The organism is Microbacterium sp. 22179 (genome assembly GCF_052045715.1).
Taxonomy (GTDB): Bacteria; Actinomycetota; Actinomycetes; order Actinomycetales; family Microbacteriaceae; genus Microbacterium; species Microbacterium galbinum.
Genome location: NZ_JBQEPJ010000003.1, coordinates 442069 through 457723 on the forward strand (window position 1 = coordinate 442069; position 15655 = coordinate 457723).

Annotated in this window: 11 protein-coding genes; 1 reads left to right on the plus strand and 10 read right to left on the minus strand. The window is 72.1% G+C overall.

The genetic code is table 11. The annotated features are described in order from the left end of the window. Window positions 1-109 precede the first annotated feature (109 nt). The 7 genes from ACTJKK_RS09815 to ACTJKK_RS09845 all read right to left on the minus strand — a co-directional run bounded on the left by ACTJKK_RS09815 (window position 110) and on the right by ACTJKK_RS09845 (window position 9295). Window positions 110-1324 carry a M20 metallopeptidase family protein gene (locus ACTJKK_RS09815; protein ID WP_440747846.1) on the minus strand — a complete coding sequence of 405 codons (1215 nt, stop codon included), beginning with the start codon at window positions 1322-1324 and terminating at the stop codon, window positions 110-112. Next, window positions 1324-2091 carry an ABC transporter ATP-binding protein gene (locus ACTJKK_RS09820; protein WP_440747847.1) on the minus strand — a complete coding sequence of 256 codons (768 nt, stop codon included), beginning with the start codon at window positions 2089-2091 and terminating at the stop codon, window positions 1324-1326. The genes ACTJKK_RS09815 and ACTJKK_RS09820 overlap by 1 nt, the downstream gene beginning before the upstream one ends. Further along, window positions 2088-3917 (minus strand): dipeptide/oligopeptide/nickel ABC transporter permease/ATP-binding protein, encoded by a 1830-nt coding sequence (locus ACTJKK_RS09825; protein ID WP_440747848.1) that lies wholly within the window; start codon window positions 3915-3917, stop codon window positions 2088-2090. Before ACTJKK_RS09825 ends, ACTJKK_RS09820 begins: the two co-directional genes overlap by 4 nt. Before the next feature lie 3 nt (window positions 3918-3920). Next, the gene (locus ACTJKK_RS09830; protein ID WP_247624291.1) at window positions 3921-4964 is read right to left on the minus strand and encodes an ABC transporter permease; all 1044 of its coding nucleotides are present in this window, start codon (window positions 4962-4964) and stop codon (window positions 3921-3923) included. 1 nt (window position 4965) lies between these two features. After that, window positions 4966-6555, minus strand: a complete 1590-nt coding sequence (locus ACTJKK_RS09835) for an ABC transporter substrate-binding protein (RefSeq protein WP_440747849.1) — start codon at window positions 6553-6555, stop codon at window positions 4966-4968. Between the two features lie 62 nt (window positions 6556-6617). Further along, entirely contained in the window at window positions 6618-8192 is a 1575-nt protein-coding gene (locus ACTJKK_RS09840; RefSeq protein WP_440747850.1) for a hydantoinase/oxoprolinase N-terminal domain-containing protein, read from the minus strand. Then, on the minus strand, window positions 8189-9295 hold the full coding sequence (locus ACTJKK_RS09845; RefSeq protein ID WP_440747851.1) for a DUF917 domain-containing protein: 1107 nt from the start codon (window positions 9293-9295) through the stop codon (window positions 8189-8191). Before ACTJKK_RS09845 ends, ACTJKK_RS09840 begins: the two co-directional genes overlap by 4 nt. 73 nt (window positions 9296-9368) lie before the next feature. On the opposite strand from ACTJKK_RS09845, the gene ACTJKK_RS09850 reads away from it, so the two are divergent. After that, a complete protein-coding gene (locus ACTJKK_RS09850) occupies window positions 9369-10847 on the plus strand; it encodes a PucR family transcriptional regulator (protein ID WP_440747852.1) in 1479 nt (492 codons plus the stop codon). A gap of 331 nt (window positions 10848-11178) precedes the next feature. Here the strand turns inward: ACTJKK_RS09850 and ACTJKK_RS09855 are convergent, their stop codons facing one another. The 3 genes from ACTJKK_RS09855 to ACTJKK_RS09865 all read right to left on the minus strand — a co-directional run bounded on the left by ACTJKK_RS09855 (window position 11179) and on the right by ACTJKK_RS09865 (window position 15543). Next, a complete protein-coding gene (locus ACTJKK_RS09855; protein ID WP_440747853.1) occupies window positions 11179-12315 on the minus strand; it encodes a CaiB/BaiF CoA transferase family protein in 1137 nt (378 codons plus the stop codon). 181 nt (window positions 12316-12496) lie between these two features. Further along, window positions 12497-14074: an amidohydrolase gene (locus ACTJKK_RS09860; RefSeq protein WP_440747854.1), complete on the minus strand. Its 1578-nt coding sequence runs from the start codon at window positions 14072-14074 to the stop codon at window positions 12497-12499. Further along, the gene (locus ACTJKK_RS09865; protein ID WP_440747855.1) at window positions 14074-15543 is read right to left on the minus strand and encodes an amidohydrolase; all 1470 of its coding nucleotides are present in this window, start codon (window positions 15541-15543) and stop codon (window positions 14074-14076) included. Before ACTJKK_RS09865 ends, ACTJKK_RS09860 begins: the two co-directional genes overlap by 1 nt. Between the last annotated feature and the right edge of the window lie 112 nt (window positions 15544-15655).

Genomic DNA, 15655 nt, shown 5'->3' on the forward strand with positions numbered 1-15655 from the left:
CCAAGGCATCCGCGGGGCGGGGCCCTTCGACAGGCTCAGGGACCCTGTTGCGGGTGCGGCGAAAGCTGGGTCGCTGAGCCTGTCGAAGCGTCCCCCGCGAGATGCGGCCTCAGCCGCGCAGCAACCGGCGCCAGGCGAGCTCGGCGAGGACGGATGCCTGCAGCGGAAGCACCTCGTCGTCGAAGATCGCCTGCTCGGAGTGCAGGGGCATCGGGCCCGAGTCGGGGGCGGCACCGACGAACACCAACGCACCGGGCACTTCCTGCAGCACGTACGAGAAGTCCTCGGATGCCATCGACGGCGCCGCGAGCCGGGTCACGCGCTCCTCCCCGACGAGCTCGTCGAGCACCTCCAGCACCTCGCGGGTCTCGGCGGGGTCGTTGTAGGTCACGGGGTACGAGGCGATGAACTCCGACTCCAACCGGCATCCGTTGGCCTCGGCGATCCCCGCCAGCATCACCGGCAGCTGCTCGCGCACCGTGTCGAGGGTCTGCATCGACAGGGTGCGGATGTTGGCCTCGAGCGACACGGTCGCCGCCAGCACGTTGCTCGCCTCGGAGTCGCTGCTCAGGCGCGTGATCGAGATCACGGCCTGGTCGGTGGCGGGCAGGCGGCGTGCGGCGAAGGTCTGCACCGCGAGGATGAGCTGCGCCGCCACCGGCACCGGGTCGATGCCGAGCTGCGGGAAGGCGGCGTGGCCGCCGGTGCCGTGCAGGGTCAGGCGCAGCGCGCTGGCGCTCGCCATCATCGCGCCCTCGCGGGTGACGAGCTGTCCGCGCGGGGTGGCGCTGTCGACGTGGATCGCGTACGCCGCGACCGGCCGCGACCCGGCGGCGTCGAGCACGCCCTCCTCGATCATGATGCGACCGCCGGCCTGCCCCTCCTCACCGGGCTGGAACATGAAGACGACCGTGCCGGGGAGTTCGTCGCGGCGGGCGGCCAGCAGCCGCACGGCACCGAGCACTCCGGCCATGTGCAGGTCGTGGCCGCAGGCGTGCATCGCGCCCGAGGTCGCGGCGAACGGCAGACCGGATGCCTCGGTGATGGGCAGCCCGTCCATGTCGCCGCGCAGCAGCACCACCGGGCCCGGACGCCCGCCGCGCAGCACGGCGGTGATCGACGACAGCGACTGCCCGACGGTGATCTCGAGTCCGAGACCCTCGAGCTCGCGCAGCAGGATGGCCTGCGTGTTCGGCAGGTCGAGTCCGATCTCGACCGCCCCGTGCAGCTCGCGCCGCACGGCCGTGAGGTGCGCGCGCAGTTCTTCCGCCGCACCCCCGAACCCGCCGTCGAAACCAGAACCCGCGTCCAAACCGGAACCCATCAGAACTGCATCCTCTCGCCGAGAACGGGGACCGCATCGAGCAGGTCCACCGTGTAGGGGTCGGCGGGGTTCGCGAGCAGTGCTTCGGTCGGCCCGGCCTCGACCAGCTTGCCATGTCGCATCACACACACCTCGTCGCTGATGTACCGCACGACCGCGAGGTTGTGCGAGATGAACAGCATCGACAGGCCCAGTTCCTGCTGCACCTCGCGCAGCAGGTTGAGGATCGCGCCCTGCACCGAGACGTCGAGGGCGCTGGTGACCTCGTCGGCGATGAGCACCGAGGGCTCGCCCGCGAGGGCGCGCGCGATCGTGATGCGCTGGCGCTGTCCGCCCGAGAAGGCGCCGGGCCGCTCGCCCGCGCGGTCGGGGTCGAGGTGCACCTGGGCGAGCAGCTCGCGCACGCGGGCGATGCGCTCGGCGCGGGTCCACCGGCGCCCGGTGGCGCGCAGAGCCTCGGCGATCGAGTCGCCGATGGGCATGAGCGGGTCGAGGGCCGAGAACGGGTCCTGGAACACGAGCTGCATGCGGCGGCGCGCGCGGCGTGCGGCCGTCCCACCGGTCGCCGTCTCGACGCCGTCGACGCGGATCGATCCGGACTCGGGGCGCACGAGCCCGACGGCGGCGGCCGCGATCGTGCTCTTGCCCGACCCGGATTCGCCGACGAGTCCGACCGTGCGGCCCTTCGGCACCGACAGGCTCACCCGTTCGACCACGCGGGTACGGCCGTAGCGGACACTCAGGTCCGTGATCTCGAGCGCGTTCACACCGGCACCTCCTTCTCGTGAGCCCCGTCGTGGGAGCCTTCGCGGGCATCCGACGGCTCCTCCGTCGGCGCGGAATCGTCCAACGCCTCGGGCATCAGCTCCGGCGGGATCACCGGCAGCGGCTGCGTGCGGTCGCTCGTCATGTCGGGGAGGCACGCGATGAGCGCCTGCGTGTACGGATGCTGCGCGTCCTGCCGGATGCGGCCGGCCGAGAGCGCCTCGACGACCCGCCCGTCCTTCATCACGATCACCCGGTCGCAGAACGCCGAGACGAGGGCGATGTCGTGCGAGATGAACACGATCGCCGCTCCCGTCTCCTCCTGCGCCCGGTGGAGCACGCCCATCACCTGGCGCTGCACGGTCACATCGAGCGCGGTCGTGGGCTCGTCGGCGATGATCAGCCGCGGCTTGCCGGTGAGCGCCATGCCGATCATGGCCCGCTGACGCATCCCGCCCGAGAACTCGTGGGGGTACTGCTTCAGCCGGTTCGCGGCATCCGGGATCCCGACGGCGGTCAGCGCGTCGGCGGCGCGCACGCGCGCCTCCTTCGGGCGCATGCCCATGTGCACCTCGGGCACCTCGGTGAGCTGGCGCCCGATGGTGAGCGCGGGGTTCAGCGAGGTGAGCGGGTCCTGGAAGATCATGCCGAGCTCGACGCCCAAGCGGGCACGATCGGATGCCGTCAGCTGCCCGGTCATGTCGAGGTCGTCGAAGCGGTGCGCCGAGGTCGTGATGATCGCGTCGTCGCCGAGGAGTCCGGCGAGCGCCATCGCGGTGAGCGACTTGCCCGACCCGGACTCGCCGACGATGCCGACGATCTCTCCCCGGGCGACCCGCAGGTCGACGCCGCGCACCCGCTCGACCACGCCGCCGTCGGCGGTGGGGAAGGCAATGTGCAGGTCGGTGATCTCGGCGACCACGTCGCTCTCGGGCGCCGCGGCGGCCGGGGCCGGGTTGCGTCGGCGCGAGGTGATCGTCACCCCGCCGGCGGCCCGGGCGGCGACGGCGCGGAAGCCCGAGCCGCGGCTGGCGGCGACGGCTTCGCTGAGCAGCGTGAAGACGAGACCGGCGAGCACGATCGCGATGCCGGGGCCGATCGCCGCGAGCGGGTTCACGTAGATGCGCAGGATGCCCTCCTGCAGCATCCGCCCCCAGTCGTACGCGGGCGCCTGCACCCCGAGGCCGAGGAACGAGAGACCGGCGAACGACAGCAGCGTGACGCTCGCGGTCGCGGCGGCGTTCACGAAGAACGGGTTGGCGATGTTCGGCAGCACGTGCCGCAGCAGGATGCCGACCGGCCCGACGCCCACCACGCGGGCGGCCCGCACGTAGTCGCGGCCCGACACGGAGGAGGCGAGGTTGTACACGAGACGGGCGAACGAGGGGATGCCGGCGAAGCCGATCGCGAGCATCGCCCCGGTCGCCGTCGCGCCCCAGATGACGGTGAAGAACAGCACCATCAGCAGCCAGGGGAACGCGAGCAGGATGTCGAGGAGGCCCGTGAACCAGCGCCGCGGGTACTTGGGCAGGATGCTCGCGACGAGACCGAACACGATGCCGCCGGCGAGCGCGATCGCCGTGGCGCCGAGCGTGAGCAGAAGCGTGAGGCGCGTCGCGGTGAGCACGCGGGCGAGGATGTCGCGGCCCAGCTCGTCGGTGCCGAACGGGTGTGCCGTGCTCGCGCCGAGCAGCCGCGAGGAGACATCGGTGGTGTCGGCGGCCGGGCCCCAGATCGTGGGACCGGCGACGGCGAGGAACACCAGGAGCGCGCTGCCGGCGAGGGCGGAGATCGCGGTGGCGTTGAGGAGTTTCTTGCGCACGGACATGTCTCAGCCCTCCGTGATCGACGAGCGCGGATCGATGGTGGCGAGGATGACGTCGACGACGAGGTTCACGCCCAGCACGATGAGCGCGTAGACGATGACGACGCCCTGCACCATCGGGTAGTCCTTGGCCCCGACCGACGAGACCATGATGGTGCCGAGTCCGGGGATCGCGAACACGGTCTCGATGAGCACGGTCGCGGCGGTGAGGCCGGCGAGGATGAGCCCGCCGACGGTGAGCGACGCGGTGACGATGTTCGGCAGCGCGTGCCGCAGGTGGATCAGGTGCCGCGGCAGGCGCTTGGCCCGGGCGGTGGTCATGTAGGTGGTGTCGAGCACCGCCAGCATCTCGACCTGCACGATGCGCACGAGGTACGCCATCGGGCCGATCGCGAGGGCGATGACCGGCAGCACGGCATCCGCCGGTTTGCCCCATCCCGCCGCCGGCAGCCAGCCGAGCTGCACCGCGAACAGCGAGATGAGACCGACCGCCACGAGGAAGCTGGGGACGGCGATCAGGATGCCGAGCACGGCCGACAGCGTCATCGACAGGCCGCGGCGACGGCCGGAGCGCGCGAGCACCGCCGCGCCGATACCGGCGGGCAGCGCCCCGATCACGGCGATGATGAAGGCGAGCACCGCGAGGAGCAGCGTCGTCGGGAAGCGCTGCGCGAGCACGTCCGCCACCGGTCGCTGCAACCGCACCGAGGTGCCGAGGTCGCCCGTGAAGAGACCGCCGATGAAGCGGAAGAACTGCTCCCACATCGGCCGGTCGAGGCCGAGCTGGGTGCGGGTCGCCTCGACGAGCTGCGGTGTCGCGCTCTGCCCCAGCGCCGCGCGCACGGGGTCGCCGGGCACGAGGTACATGAGCAGGAACGACGCGACGATCACCACGGCCAGTGAGATCACGAGCCGGCCGAGGCGGCGGAGCAGGAACGCGGTGCGCGGGGAGAGCCCCCGACGCAGGCGGCGCTCCTCCACCCGCGCCGCCAGGGCGGCCGTGGTGGTGTCGACCACCTCGGCGGTCGCGGGAGGAGGAGTCGTCGTCATGTCAGCCCAGCATCCGGATCGAGGTCGGCTGGATGAAGTTCGGCTGCTCGAACACCGCGCCCGACTGGTAGGTCGGCAGGATGTTGTCCGTCACCGGGAACACGTCGAAGCGGTTGATGAGCTCGGCCTCGGCGTCCTGCCAGATGCCGCAGGTCTCCTCGGGGCTCGCGCTCGAGGCCTCGGCGGCGAGAGCGGAGTACTCGGGGTTGTCGACCCACATGAAGTTCAGACCGCCCTGGTCGGGGGTGGCGCCGTCGAAGAACGTCGACAGCACGACCGGGCCGCCCGGCGCCACCTGCACCCAGCCGGTGTCCCAGTCGAAGGTCGACCAGAGCTGCTCCGACCAGGCCGCCGCGTCGTTCGCGAACAGCTCGGTCGTCACGCCCAGCTCGTCCCACGTCTCCTTGACGAGCTCGGCCGCGGCCGCGTGCGTCGAGGTGGGGGCGTTGTAGACGAACTTGATGGTCAGCGGCTGGCCGTCCTTGGTGCGCGTGCCGTCGGAGCCGACCGTCCAGCCGGCCTCGTCGAGCAGCTCGGCCGCCCGGTCGAGGTCGGTGTCGGGCAGCTCCCACTTCGGGCCGTCGGCGACGCAGAGCAGCGGGTTCTTGGTCACCAGCGAGACGGACTCCAGTGCCTCGCCGTCGGCGATCACCGTGCCGACCTCGTCGCGGTCGATCGCGATCGACAGCGCCTCGCGCACGAGCGGGTCGGAGAACGGACGCCCCTCCTTCTCGTTGAAGAGGATCATGCCGACGGGGTTGCGCACACCCGAGTGGGTGAGTCCGGCGCCGTCGAGACGGGCTCGGTCCGCGCCCGAGATCGTCGCCGCGTTGATCTCGCCGGAGACGAGCAGGTTGGCGGCCGTGCTCTCATCGGTGACGACGCGCGCCTGGATCGTGTCGGGCAGACCGACGGTCTCGCTCGTGACGTCGTCGGGACCCCACGTGTAGTCGTCGCGCTTGGTGAACGTGTAGGTGTCGCCCGGCTTGACGTCGCTCAGGCCGAAGAGTCCGGTGCCGTCGGTCGCGTCCGACAGCGTGGTCGGGTCGGCGAGGCCGGCGTCGCAGACCAGCATGATCGTGCCGACGTTGACGGCCAGGAACGGGTTGTTCTCGGTGCTCGTCACCGTCACGACGTTACCGTCGGCCGTGGCCGAGATCGTCTCGTCGATGACCGAGCCGTACGAGAAGGTCGCGTTGGCGGGGTCGGCGTTGTAGTTGAGGTTGTCGGCGACGGTCTGCGCCGTGAACTCCGACCCGTCGGTGCAGGTGATGCCGTCCTTGAGGGTGAAGACGACCTCGGTGCCTGTCTCCTCCCAGCTCTCGGCGAGCCAGGGCACGAGGTCCCCCTCGTCGGTGACGGCGATCAGCGATTCGTAGGCGAGGCTGACGACCGCGAACGTGTCGGGCGAGACGGCCTTGAGCGGGTTCAGGTCGCCCGGGTCGTCGCCGACGGCGGTCACGAAGGTGCCGCCGGAGACGTAGTCGCCCTCGGAGGGCGCGGACTGATCGTTCGAGCCCGCGCAGGACGTCAGTGTCAGCGCAAGCGCAGAGAGAACGGCGGCCACGGGTACTGCGGTACTGCGTTTCATAGCGATCTCCTGATTTCGGGTGAGGGGGTGGAGCTGCGGATGCTGTGGTCTTCTTCTTCCGGTCAGCGGACCGGAACCTCGGCCGAGAGCCGCGCGAGCGGGCCCGCGGCCTTGACCGTCACGTTGACGGTGGGCTGGGCGGTGTAGGGCACGTGCGTCTCGAGGACCTCGACGATCGACACCTGCAGCGGGTCGGCGCCGGCCTGGATCGCCTTCGCGATGGCGGCTTCGGATGCCTGCTCGATCGCCTGGTCGCGATCGCCCATCGGGGCCATCTGATCGGCTCGGCCGCCGGCGAGCGAGATCGCCGCGCCGACCGCGTTGGCGACGCCGCCGTGGTCGGGACGCAGGATGCTGCCGGCACTCGCGAGGCTGTCGGGAACGAGGAATCCGCCGCCGCCGACGACGACGAGGGGGATATCCATGCGGCCGAGGGAGAGGCGTTCGACGGCCTCGTCGAGGCGATCGGCGACCTTCGCGAGCGCCTGCTCGAGCGCCTCGGTCACCTGCGACGACAGCGCGGGCAGCGTACGACCGGCGACGGGGCTGCCGGCGAGTGCCGCGGCATCCGTCAGCGTCGGGGTGGAGCCGCCGAACAGCAGGCCCTCCCGGTCGATGCGGTAGCCGACGGAGTCCGGGCCGACGCGGCCCGAGGCGACGTCGACGATCGTGCCGCCGCCGATGCCGACGCTGAGGATGTCGGGCATCCGGAAGTTCGTGCGCACCCCGCCGATCTCGCGCGGCAGCGTCGACTCGCGGGGGAATCCGCCCACGACCACGCCGAGGTCGGAGGTCGTGCCGCCCACGTCGATCACGATCGCGTCGTCGTGGCCCGAGAGGTACGCGGCGCCGCGGATGGAGTTCGCGGGGCCCGATCCGATCGTGAGCACGGGGTACTGCGCGGCGTAGTCGAGCGACATCAGGGTGCCGTCGTTCTGAGCGAAGAAGGTGGTCGCGTCGAGGCCCTCCTCGGCGACGACCGTCACGAGAGCTTCGGTCACCGACCGGGCCACGCTGTAGAGCGCGGCGTTGAGGAGCGTCGCGTTCTCGCGCTCGAGCAGACCCGTCGGGCCGATGTCCTGGCTGAGGAACACGCGGGTGTCCTGCCCCAGGTGGCCGCGCAGCAGGTCGGCGACCTCGAGCTCCTGCTCGGGCGACGAGGGGCTGAAGATGCCCGCCACGGCGATCGCATCGAAGTCGTCGAGGCCATCGACGAAGCGCAGGATGCCGTCGCGGTCGAGCGGGGCGATCGGGGTGCCGTCGACCATGTGGCCGCCGCCGAGCATCGTGGCGCCGGCGAGCACCATGCGCACGAGGTCGTCGGGCCAGCCGGTCAGCGGCGGGTACTCGGTCGCGGCCGGGGCGCCGAGGCGGATCATCGCGACCCGGTCGAGCTGGCGGCGCTGCACGATCGCGTTGGTCGCGTGGGTCGTGCCGAGCATGACGCGCGAGACCCGGGAGCGGTCGTCGCCGATCGCGGCGAGCACGTCGCGGATACCGGCACGGATGCCGCCGGTGATGTCGTCGGTCGTGGCGCGCTTGGTCCACGCGAGCACCCGGCCGTCGCCGTCGAGCACGACCGCGTCGGTGTTCGTGCCGCCGACGTCGACGCCGATGGAGAGGTCGCGGGCGGTCATCGGGTCGCTCCTTCGGACGGGACGTATGGCAAGTCGTAGCCGAAGGCCAGGGGCCCGGCGAGTTCGAGGCCGCGGGGCGTGCGCCAGATCGGGTCGCAGGCCCACGCGAGAACCGAGACGCGCTGGCCGAAGCGCAGCATCTCGGTGGTGATCGCGTGGCCGGTCTCGGCGTCGATGATCGTGATGAGGTCGGGGACGCTCACCAGCACTTCGCCGTCTTCGAGCACGAGCAGGTTCTCGTTCTGCAGCTCCAGACGCTGCAGGCGGCCCCGGTCGGCGCCGGTGCCGGTGATGGTCACCGAGCCGCGCACGAATCCGCCGACGGTGCGGCGGTCGAGGTCGGTGATCTTGCCGGTCATGAGCACCCGGGCGTCGAGCTCCGCGGCGACGGCGGCGACCGGGTCGGACGACGACATCAGGGCGTGGCCGACGCGGATGGCGGCGCTCACCGTGCCCTCGATGACCGAGCCCTTCACCTGGTCGGCAGTCATCGGGTAGTGCGCGCCGATGCAGATCGAGCCGCTCGCGACGGTGAGGGCGCGGGCGTGACGCTCGAGCCAGTGCAGGTCGACCGTCTTCATGACCGAGATGTTGCCGACGACGTCGCTCTGCACGGCCCATGCGCAGGGGACACCGGCGACGTTCATCGCCACCATCGCGGCATCCGGGAACGCGCGGCCCATGCCGTCGGCGTCGAGGATCTGCAGGCCGAGGCGGGCGGCCCAACCGATCGGCTGCACGCCGTTGCTTCCCCCGATCTCGGCCGCCATGAGCGTCGTGACCTTGCGGCCGAGCAGCCGCTCGGCCTCGGCGAGCAGCGCGTGGATCTGGTCCTTCGCGGCCAGCATCTCGATGCCGACCGTCGGGGCGCCGATGCCCGACATCAGGATGACGACGTCGTCGGCGCCGAGGTCGTCGACCTGCACCAGCCGCACGGGGCCGTGCTCGCGCAGCGCGGTCTCGACCATGATCTGCGAGGTGTAGACGGCGCCACCGCCGCCGGTGCCGAAGATCGCGGTGCCGACGCCGAGCGCGGCGATGTCGTCTGCCGTGATCTCGGTGATCGGAGCCGCGGTGCGTGCGACGGAGGAAGTCTGGGCCATGTGTTCACGGTACGGAGCCGTTCACCTCCCGGCAATGTTTCCCGCATCCAGTGTTTCCGGGCATACTGTGCGCATGGCACAGTACACACTGCGGGATCTCCGTGATGACGCCGACCGACTCGGGCTGCGCTCGCACGCCGGCCCCGTCGACGACCGGCGGATCGTGCGCGTCGACCTCGCCGCCGTCGACCGCCTCGACGCCCTCGCCACCGGCACCCTCGCGATCATCGACGGCGAGGAGCAGCCGCCGCCCTTCCGCATCGACGTCGCCCTGCGGCAGGCCAGCGCCCGCGGCCTCGCCGGCCTCGTCTTCACCGCCCCGCTCACACTCGCCGAGACCGCGCGCGTGCTCGCCGAGCGCGCCGGCGTCCCCGTGTTCTCGGCCGTGGGCGTCGGCGCCGCCGACCTCGCGAAGACCATCGACCGGGCCATCTCGGGCGGGGCGTCGGAGGCGATGATGCGCGGCGCGCACGCCATCGCCCTCGCGACCGAGGCCGCGGCATCCGCAGACAGCACGACCGAGAGCATCCTGTCGGTCGCCGGCGGCGCCCTCGGGGTCGCCCTGTCGATCGCCCCCGACCAGGCCGTGGCGTGGACCGATGCGGATGCCGTGTTCATCGGCGAGGTGCTCATCGGGCGCCTCGTGGCCGATCGCACCGACGGCGCGACCGAGGTGTCGCTGCCCGTGATCGCCTCGCTGCTCTCACGCGTCGCGCAGCGGCAGAGCCGCGACCGGTTCGCCCCCACGCAGTCGCGCGCCGACCTGCTCGTCGAGCTCGTACTCGCCGAGCCCTCGCGCGCCGAGGGCTTCGTCGCCCAGGCCGCGCGTCTCGGGCTGCCCCTCCCCCAGTCGCACGCGGTCGCCTGGCTCGCCCCGACCGGCACCGCCGACCCCGACGCCCGGGCGCCGCGCAGCGTGCAACCCGCGCTCGAACTGTTCGCGCTGCAACTCGTCGAGGCGCGCGAGGAGATGTGGCACGTCGCCTTCCTGCAGGACGACCTGCTGCTCGTCTGCACCGAGGAGCACGGGGCCGGCGACCATCAGCGCCGCGTGCGCGAGGTCGCGATGCTCATCCAGGAGCGGGCGCAGGAGATCGCCGGCTCCGACTGGGCCTACACGCTCGGGCTCGGCACCCCGCAGGTCGGCGCGCTGGGGCTGCGGCAGTCGGCGGCCGAGGCGCGCATCGCAGCCGAGTCGGCGATCGCCGCCGGACGCCTCGGCGGGGTCGAGCTCACCGATGTCACAGGCCTGCGGCGGGTGCTGCTCGACGTCTACGCCTCGCCGATCAGCCGTGAGCTGCTGCACGACATCCTGCGTCCGCTCGACGACCTCGGCCCCGAGCGTGCGCTGCAGTCGGTGCGCACCCTGCTCGTGTACCTCGCGCACGAGGGGTCGCTCGTGCACGCCGGCCGCGAGCTCATGCTGCACCCGAACGGCGTGGGGTACCGGATGCGGCGCATCCGCGAGCTGCTCGGCATCGACCTCGCCGACCCCGACGCCCGCTTCGCCGTCGAGCTCGCCTGCCGCGTGAGGTTGCTCGGGGCGGGGTAGGTCGCGGTCGCCCCGCCCGTGAGGGGTCAAGACACGCCGCAAGCGAGCGCCGAGGCGCGGCGTGTTGCGACCCCTCACCGGCGGAAACTGGGTCCCTGAGCCCCACTGGGTCCCTGAGCTTGTCGAAGGGTCCCGCCCCGCACGACTCCGGAGTTCCGGCGAGACACGCCGCGTTGCGGCATCCGCTCCTCGGCGCGTCGTCCCGAATCTCCGAAGTTGTGCGGACGGGCGGCGGAACCGAACCACGTGCGGGTCACCAGGTCAGGTGTGAGGGGTCACAACACGCCGCGAACGGATGCCGTCGCGCGGCGTGTCGTGACCCCTCACCGGGTCAGCGACCGAGCTCCGCGCGAAGCGCCGCGCCGTCGGCGTCGAGACCGGGCGCGCGCGCCAGCCGCACCGTGCCGTTCGTGCCGAGCGCCGATCGGGCGATCGACACCCCGTCGTCGTGCTCGATCAGGCCGAGAGCATCCGCCTGCGGGCCGCGGGCCGCCTCTTCCGGGGTGCGCACGCGCGCCACGAGCACACGCTCCGCCTGCAGGCATCCGACCACCGTCTCGAGCGGCAGCGATCCCACCCGAGCGGCCAGGATGCGCTCGAGCTCGTCGCGCCCTTCCACGCGGGCCCGGTTGCCCGCCCACTCCGGCCCGCCGAGCACGGCGCCCAGGTCGAGCGCCGCCACGAGACGCGCGAACATCGCGTCGTTGGTCGCGCCGAGCACGACATGACCATCGGATGCCGCGAACGCGCGGTACGGCACGATCGACGGGTGCGAACTGCCCCACGGCTTCGACGGGGGTCCGCCGGCCGAGGTCGCGGCGATCACCGTGCCCAGCGAACTGAGCGCGGTCGCGAACAGCGAGAACTCCAGCCGACGGCCGACACCGGTGCGCCCGCGTTCGAGAAGAGCGGCGAGCACGCCGTTGATCATCGACATCCCGGTCGCGATGTCGACCATCGCCACCCCGGAGCGCACGGGATCGGCACCCTCGTACCCGGTCACGTGCATGAGCCCGGACTCGGCCTCCACCGTCACGGCGGTGCCCGGTCCGGCCGCGAGCGGGCCCTCCTGCGAGAAGCCGCTGATCGAGGCGTAGACCAGTCGCGGGAACCGTTCGCGCATCGCGTCGGCACCGATCCCCAGTCGGTCGGCGACCCCCGGACGGAAACTCTCGACCACGACATCCGCCGTGCCGATCAGCTCGTGCGCCGTTTCGCGATCGGCGGGGTCGGCGAGATCGAGCGCGATGCTGCGCTTGCCGCGGTTGATCGCGTGGAAGTACGCGCTCGCGCCGTGCACGAACGGAGGCCCCCAGTGCCGGGTCTCGTCGCCGATGCCCGGCTGCTCGACCTTGATCACGTCGGTGCCGAGTTCGGCGAGGGTCATGGTCGCGTACGGTCCGGCGAGCAGCCGGGTGAAGTCGATCACGCGCACGCCCTCGAGCGGCCGGAAATCTCCGTCAGTCATCGTCGCCCCTTCGCTCCCGAGCGAGGTTATCGACGAGCGGATGCCGTCGGCGATGGGTGCTGCGCACACCGAACGGGGCGCGGGGTGGGCCCTTCGACAGGCTCAGGGACCCGGTTCCCGGGCAGGAACCGATTCCTGGGTCGCTGAGCCTGTCGAAGCGTCGCAGGAATCCCCACCACCCTCAGCGCACGAACACCCGCTCGCCGCGGATCCAGGTCTCGGCCACGCGCACGGCGGCGATCTCGTCGTCGGGCACCGTGAAGACGTCGCGGTCGAGCACGGCGAAGCTGCCGTCGAGCCCCGGCGCGAGGCGCCCGACACCCTCCAGCGGCGACAGCGAGGCCGCCCGCGAGGTGTACAGCAGCAGCGCCTGCGGCACGGTGATCGCCGCCTCGGCGCCGAACTCGATGCCGTTGTAGGTACGGCGCCGCACGGCGGCCTCGACCGAGAGCATCACGTCGTCGGCGCCGCTCCACGCGGTGGCCGGCCGGTCCGACGACAGCGCCAACGGCTCGAGCCCCGCGTACAGGCGCGCGATCGGGTAGGCATCCGGCACCTGCTCGACGCGCAGCGCCTTCTCGTACCCGTCGTACTCGGCGAAGAAGAACACCGTGTGCGTGGCGATGCCGAACGACATCCGACCCGCTCCCAGTCGCGCGAGATACGCGTCGCTCACGATCGTCGCGTGCTCGATGCGCACCGAGGGGATGCCGTCGAGCCACGGCTCCTGATCCTCGAACAGCTCCACGACGCGGTCGAGCGCCCGGTCGCCCATCGCGTGCACGGCGAGCTGCACGCCGTTGCGGCGCGCCCAGTCGCCGGCCGCGAGCACGTCGGCGTCGTCGACGAGACGCAGGCCGTGGTCGCAGGAGTCGGGGTAGGCTTCGTGCACCCAGGCGGTGCGGTTGGAGTACGCGCCGTCGAGCACGACCTTCACGCCCGCGATGCGGATCGGCCCGGTGCGGTCGTCGTCGGTCAACTCCCCGAGGGGCGCCTCCGGGTCCCACCCCGGATACAGCGCGACGCGGGTGCGCAGGCCTCGCTGGGCAGCGGCGCGGAAGGTCTCGAGCGGGCGATCGATGCGCGACGACAGCAGGTCGCAGACCGCCACGATGCCGCGCGATGCGAGCTCGTCGCCGATCGCCACGATCGCATCGATCTGCTCGTCGCGGCTCGGCGCCGGGATGAAGGCTGCCACCACGTTGACCGCCGCGATCTCGGTGAGCACCCCGTTCGGGTTGCCGTCGGCGTCGCGTTCGAACCGGGCACCCTCGGGGTCGACCGTCGTGGAGGTGATGCCGGCGATCTCGAGCGCGCGGGTGTTGCAGACGGCCGAGTGCGCGTCGCAGCGCCAGACCAGCACCGGGCGATCGGTGGCGATGCGGTCGAGGTCGGCGGCCGTCGGCATCCGCCCCTCCGGGAATTTGGTGTCGTCGAATCCGCGCCCCAGCACCCAGGCATCTGCCCCGCTGATCGTCGCGGCGTGCGCGTCGAGCACGCGCACGAGGTCGTCGGCGCTGAGCACGGCGGGCGGGAAGCACTCCGCCGCCGCCGCGGTTCCGGCGAGCAGGGCGGGGTGCGTGTGGCTGTCGAGCAGTCCGGGCAGCACGGTGCGGCCGCCGAGGTCGACGGCGTCCGCATCGCTCACGTCCGCCGCATCGCCGACCCAGTCGACGATCCCGTCGACGACGCGGAACGCCGAGGCGAACGCGGTCTCGCTCTCGCCCGTGAAGACACGGCCGTTGGTGAAAGTGGTCATCACAGCTCCCGGTGGGTGAAGCGGCCGCCGAGCAGGGTGGCGGCGACGGGCATGGACCGCAGTTCGTCGCGGTCGCTCGCGTAGGGGTCGCGGTCGCCGATCACGAGGTCGGCGGGCTGCCCGACGGCGAACGAGGTGCGAACGGATGCCGCGAGCGCCACGTCGAGCGGAAGACGCTGCTCGGGGTGCCAGGCGTCGCGGTCGCCGCGGCTGCGCGCGGTGGCCGCGCTGAGCGAGATCCACGGGTCGAGCGGGGCGACCGGGGCATCCGATCCCAGGCGCAGGGTCGCGCCCGAGCGGTGCAGCGAACCGAACGCGAAGGCGCGACCGGTGCGGCCCGCCCAGTGGTGGTCGGCGACGTCGCGGTCGTCCATGGCGTGCTCGGGCTGCACGCTGGCGATCAGGCCGAGCGCGGCGAAGCGGGCGAAGTCGTCGTCGCGCACGAGCTGGGCGTGCTCGATCACGCCCTTCATGTCGAGGGCCTGGAAGGTGTCGAGCACCTCGGTGTTCGCGCGGTCGCCGATCGCGTGCACGGCGGCCTCGATGCCGGCGCCGCGGGCGCGTTCGAGCAGGCGGCGCAGTTCCGGGATCGGCACGCTCTCCATGCCGCAGGCGTGCGGGTGACCGGGGTCCATGCCGGGGTACGGGTCCCAGCACCAGGCGGTGCGGGTGTTCAGCGAGCCGTCGACGACGACCTTGAGCCGGCCGAAGGTGACCAGACCCGCCTCGTCGACGATGTCGCCGGTACGCACGCCCGTGGCGATCACCTGCTCGAGCAGGTCGGGCCACACCGCGATGTCGGTGCGCAGGCTCGTGAGCCCGCCCGCCGTGCGCGCCGACCACTCGGCGATGTTGTCGGTCTTCTCGTACTCGACGATGCCCACGACGCCGCGGGCGGCGGCGGCCGACGCGGCATCCGCATAGGCGTCCGCCGGCAGCTGCGCGGCCTCGTCGAAATCGTGCAGGATGCCGATCCACGGCCCCTCGCGCAGCAGGCCCGTCTCGTCGAGCTCGACACCCAGGCGCGCGGCCGCGGCACGGTTCATCCAGCCGCAGTGCAGATCGCCGCTCACGAGCACGACCGGGATGTCACTGACCGTGGCCTCGAGGGCCGCGAGCGAGGCGGGCACGGGCCACAGCCCGTCGCGGAATCCGTAGCCCATCAGCATCCCGTCGCTCAGCGGGGCGCCCTCGGCGCGCGCCCGCCGCACGATGTCGAGCACGTCGTCGGCGGTGCGGGTCTCGGTGAGGTCGAGGCGCCGGCGACGGATCACGTGCTGCGTGAAGTGCACGTGCGCGTCCCAGAACCCCGGGCCGATCCAGCGACCGCCCGCGTCGACGACCTCGCCCGCGGGCGCGACCGTTCCGGCGGGGGCGATCTCGGCGATCACTCCGTCGCGCACGAGCACGTCGACCGGCTCACCGCCGTCGTACGGGCGCACGTCCCGCAGGGTGAGGGACTCGGTCATGCTGCTCCTCTCGGCGCGCGGTGCGCGCGGGGATGGTCGGGGTCGGCGGGTGCGGGCGCCGGTCAGGCGACGGGGACGGGCGAGGTCGCGAACCCGAAGAGGTCCTTCGGGT

Coding starts and splice junctions, on each gene's coding strand:
- ACTJKK_RS09825 (WP_440747848.1), bottom strand. CDS start 3,917: ATGTCCGTGCGCAAGAAACTCCTCAACGCCACCGCGATCTCCGCCCTC.
- ACTJKK_RS09845 (WP_440747851.1), bottom strand. CDS start 9,295: ATGGCCCAGACTTCCTCCGTCGCACGCACCGCGGCTCCGATCACCGAG.
- ACTJKK_RS09865 (WP_440747855.1), bottom strand. CDS start 15,543: ATGACCGAGTCCCTCACCCTGCGGGACGTGCGCCCGTACGACGGCGGT.
- ACTJKK_RS09860 (WP_440747854.1), bottom strand. CDS start 14,074: ATGACCACTTTCACCAACGGCCGTGTCTTCACGGGCGAGAGCGAGACC.
- ACTJKK_RS09855 (WP_440747853.1), bottom strand. CDS start 12,315: ATGACTGACGGAGATTTCCGGCCGCTCGAGGGCGTGCGCGTGATCGAC.
- ACTJKK_RS09850 (WP_440747852.1), top strand. CDS start 9,369: ATGGCACAGTACACACTGCGGGATCTCCGTGATGACGCCGACCGACTC.
- ACTJKK_RS09840 (WP_440747850.1), bottom strand. CDS start 8,192: ATGACCGCCCGCGACCTCTCCATCGGCGTCGACGTCGGCGGCACGAAC.
- ACTJKK_RS09830 (WP_247624291.1), bottom strand. CDS start 4,964: ATGACGACGACTCCTCCTCCCGCGACCGCCGAGGTGGTCGACACCACC.
- ACTJKK_RS09815 (WP_440747846.1), bottom strand. CDS start 1,324: ATGGGTTCCGGTTTGGACGCGGGTTCTGGTTTCGACGGCGGGTTCGGG.
- ACTJKK_RS09835 (WP_440747849.1), bottom strand. CDS start 6,555: ATGAAACGCAGTACCGCAGTACCCGTGGCCGCCGTTCTCTCTGCGCTT.